The organism is Kineococcus gurbantunggutensis, from assembly GCF_050871925.1.
Taxonomy (GTDB): domain Bacteria; phylum Actinomycetota; class Actinomycetes; order Actinomycetales; family Kineococcaceae; genus Kineococcus.
The window spans coordinates 1-3,329 of record NZ_JBJLSG010000275.1; the positions used below are offsets into that span (position 1 = coordinate 1).

The window sequence follows — 3,329 nt, forward strand, 5'->3', positions numbered from 1 at the left end:
CGGAACGAGGATCACGGTCTTGAGCACAAGCGCTAATCACTCGTACTGGAAGGGGCGCGGCGGCTTCCCCGACCGCACCCGCAGCCGCGGCCCCCGGCCCCGCGCCGGGGGGCCTCCGTGCTGCCCGCCGCTCACGGCAGCGCCGCCGGGCGGGGGCGCCCCGGCACCGCCGCCGGGCGCCCGCGACCGCGCCGCCGCGCCAGCACGAGCAGGACCGCCCCGGCCGCGAGCGCGGCCAGCACCGCGGGCACCGAGCAGGCCAGCACCGACCACTGCGCGCCGGCGCGCGTGCCGATCCAGCCCACCAGGGGCCCGCCCACGACCGTCCCGCTCTGCAGCAGCGCCAGGTACAGCGCCACGACCCGCCCGCGCACCGCGGGGTCGCTGCGCGTCTGCACCGTGGCGTTGGCGGTGGTGGTGAACGTCAGCGACGCCAGGCCCACCGGCACCAGCAGCAGCAGGTACAGCTCGTAGGTGGGCATCAGCGCCGAGACCGCCGAGAGCACCCCGAACGCCGCGGCCGCCCCCACCAGCACCCGCAGCCGCGGGCCCTCGCGCCGGGCGGCCAGCAGCGCCCCGCACAGGGACCCCACCGCCAGGGCGGTGCCGGCCAGGCCGAACTGCGCCGAGCCCAGCCCGAAGCGCTCGCCGACGACGAGCGCGCTGGTGAGCTGCAGGTTCAGCGCCAGGCCGCCGACGACCGTGACCAGCGCCAGCACCACGACCAGCTCGGGGCGCGCGCGCACGTGGCGCAGGCCCTCGCGCAGCGACCCCGCCGGGCGCCCGGCCGCGCGGGCCGCCTCGCGCCCGGCCAGGTCGGCGGCGTCGACGTGGCGCACCGCGCGCAGCGAGGCCAGGGCGGCGACGAAGCTGAGGGCGTTGAGCAGGAACACCGGCCCGGCGCCGACCGCGGCGATGAGCAGGCCCGCGGCCGCCGGGCCGGTCATCCGGGCCACGTTGAACGAGGCGGCGTTCAGCGCGACCGCGTTGGGCAGGTCCCGCTCGGGGACGAGCTGGCCGGCGATCGTCAGCCGGGCGGGGCCGTCCAGGGCGGAGGCCACGCCCAGCAGGGCCGCGAAGACGTACAGGTGCCACAGCACCGCGTGCCCGGAGAGCACGAGCAGGCCCATCGCCGCGGCCAGCGAGCCCATGGCCACCTGGGTCGCCACGAGCACCCGGCGCCGGGAGAACCGGTCGGCGACCGCGCCGGCCACGGGCGCCAGCAGCAGGACGGGGGCGAACTGCAGCGCCGTGGTCAGGCCGCCCGCGGTGCCCGAGGAGCCCGGCAGGACCTGCACCGCCAGCCAGTCCTGCGCGATGCGCTGCATCCAGGTGCCGGTGTTGCTCACCAGCGCGCCGGCGGCCCACCAGCGGTAGTCGCGGTGCCGCAGGGAGCGGAACGTGCGGTTCACCGCCGCCCCCGCCGCGAGGTCCGGGAGGAGGGGCGGGGACGCTGCACCCCTCGACGCTAGCCAGCGGCCGGGACCGCGCGCGCTCGTGCGCGGGCGGGGCGGCGGTGAGCCGACGAGGTGGGCAGGACCCCGCACCCACGGGGCCGGGGAGACCGGTGAGGTCGAGGGGGCCGTGAGGCCGGGGAACGGCGAACGGGTGCCCACCCGAAGGTGGACACCCGTTGCGACCCGCGCGAACGCCGGTCGGGCTGACAGGATTTGAACCTGCGACCCCTTGACCCCCAGTTGCAAGCGCGACGTCCCGGTCGGTCCGGGAGTGTGCGTCTTCGCAGCTCACGGCGTTGCGTGAACGTCAGTGCACCGTGCTGAACGTCCAGGAACACAGCGGCCGAGGTACACGTGGAGGTACATCGCAGCAAGCGCCGGCGCGCGACGTCGTCGAAGGTGCTCAACCAAGAGCGCACGGCGACACGCTGATCCACGATCAGGTCCTCGACAAGGTACAGTCCCGCTTGGACTGCTGATCATGTCAGGGCGCCACAAGGCCCGGCGTACTTCGCAGGAGGTCGGATCTCCTGTGCGCCGGGCCGTGGCTGCCTTCGCTTGCGAGGTGTCCTTGTCCAAAGACACGCATGGAGGACCTACGTTGAGACCCGTCCCGCACACCCACAAGCGTTCGTCAGCTAGCGTCACCGTACACCCATTAAGCACTGGCGGGAAAGCTCGCTGGCTGGACGGCACACCACCCAGCCCGCCGAGCAGTGGGCAGTCATCAGCTGCAGCTGGCGAGCCAGGCCGCCGCTCACAGCGCCCCGACCTGTTCGAGCGGTTCATCGTCGTTGTCGTCATCGCCGTCTGCATCTACGGCGTGGTGCGAGCCGACGACCCGTCAGAGGCACTGCCATCCATGACGGCCCTCATGCTCGCGCTCGTAGCCTTGCTGCGGGTGCTCCGCCGCAGCACTGACCCCGGAGACGGCCCGGACACACCAGCCTGAGCTGCGCTTCCGCGCCCCAACCCCCAAGGGTTGGGGCGCGGAAGCCGGGCTACCAGAGCTCGGCACCCGCCACCGGGACATCAGCGGTTCACGGGCGGGGCCGGCGACCCGGGCGACGGTCGGCGTGCTCGTTGGCCCACCGCTCGACGTCGATCCGGCGCCAGATGGTGCCGGCCTTCAGGCGGGCCACGGGCTGGGGGAAGTCCTCGCGCCGCGAGAGGCGGTTGACCTGGACGGTGCTCACGCCCAGGAGCTCGGCGGCCTCGGCGGCGCCGACCAGCTCATCTGCAGTCACGGACCTCACCCTATGGGTTGCACTCGTTACACGTTCGGCTTAGTGTAGCGGTCATAACCCAAAACGGTCCCCACCGGTGCGCGAACACCGGCGAGGACCTCGATCCACCCCTGAAGCACCAGGAGAGGACCTGTCATGGATCGTCCCACGCCCCGCCCCGCTGGAGCCACGGCCACCCGACTGGCCGAGCGCTGCAGCACCGTCCTCAACGGCATCGCCACCCGCTGGCACGCGCGCACCGCGCGCGCCTGGGCCGATGGGTACCGCACGGCCTACGTCGACCTGCGCCAGGAGCACCGCGCCTGCACCTGCGGGCACCGCCCGGCCGCCTCGACGCCGGCGAGCGCCCGGTGAGCGCCCCGGCACCCCAGGAGCGCCCGGGAGACCGCCTGGCCACCGTGCAGCTCCTCATCGCCGCGGCAGGCGCGGTGGCCGCGCTGGTCATGCTCGCCGCGCTCGCCGCCGGCGGGCCGCCCTCGTGGCTGTGGCTGCCGGCGGTGCTGCTGCTCCTCGTGCACCTCACCCACGGCGTGCGCGGCTGGCGCGGCCGCTGAGGCAGACCCTGACCCGCCAGGGTCACGAGCCGACACGCGAGGGCCCCGCACCAGTGTGGTGCGGGGCCCTC

General features: G+C 74.6%; 4 protein-coding genes. 2 read left to right on the top strand and 2 right to left on the bottom strand.

Features of this window, described 5'->3' with window-relative positions; translation table 11 throughout:
• Positions 1-131: 131 nt before the first annotated feature.
• Positions 132-1,412, bottom strand: a complete 1,281-nt coding sequence (locus ACRYR7_RS24855) for an MFS transporter (protein ID WP_432575024.1) — start codon at positions 1,410-1,412, stop codon at positions 132-134.
• 1,085 nt (positions 1,413-2,497) lie between these two features.
• Positions 2,498-2,704 carry a helix-turn-helix transcriptional regulator gene (locus ACRYR7_RS24860; protein WP_432575025.1) on the bottom strand — a complete coding sequence of 69 codons (207 nt, stop codon included), beginning with the start codon at positions 2,702-2,704 and terminating at the stop codon, positions 2,498-2,500.
• 135 nt (positions 2,705-2,839) lie between these two features.
• Between ACRYR7_RS24860 and ACRYR7_RS24865 the strand changes: the two genes are divergently transcribed.
• Positions 2,840-3,058 (top strand): hypothetical protein, encoded by a 219-nt coding sequence (locus ACRYR7_RS24865; RefSeq protein WP_432575026.1) that lies wholly within the window; start codon positions 2,840-2,842, stop codon positions 3,056-3,058.
• Positions 3,055-3,258 (top strand): hypothetical protein, encoded by a 204-nt coding sequence (locus ACRYR7_RS24870; protein WP_432575027.1) that lies wholly within the window; start codon positions 3,055-3,057, stop codon positions 3,256-3,258. The genes ACRYR7_RS24865 and ACRYR7_RS24870 overlap by 4 nt, the downstream gene beginning before the upstream one ends.
• Positions 3,259-3,329 lie beyond the last annotated feature (71 nt).

What these genes read in the sequence shown, in the direction of transcription:
- ACRYR7_RS24865 (WP_432575026.1), top strand. Translation starts at nt 2,840, where the DNA reads ATGGATCGTCCCACGCCCCGCCCCGCTGGAGCCACGGCCACCCGACTG.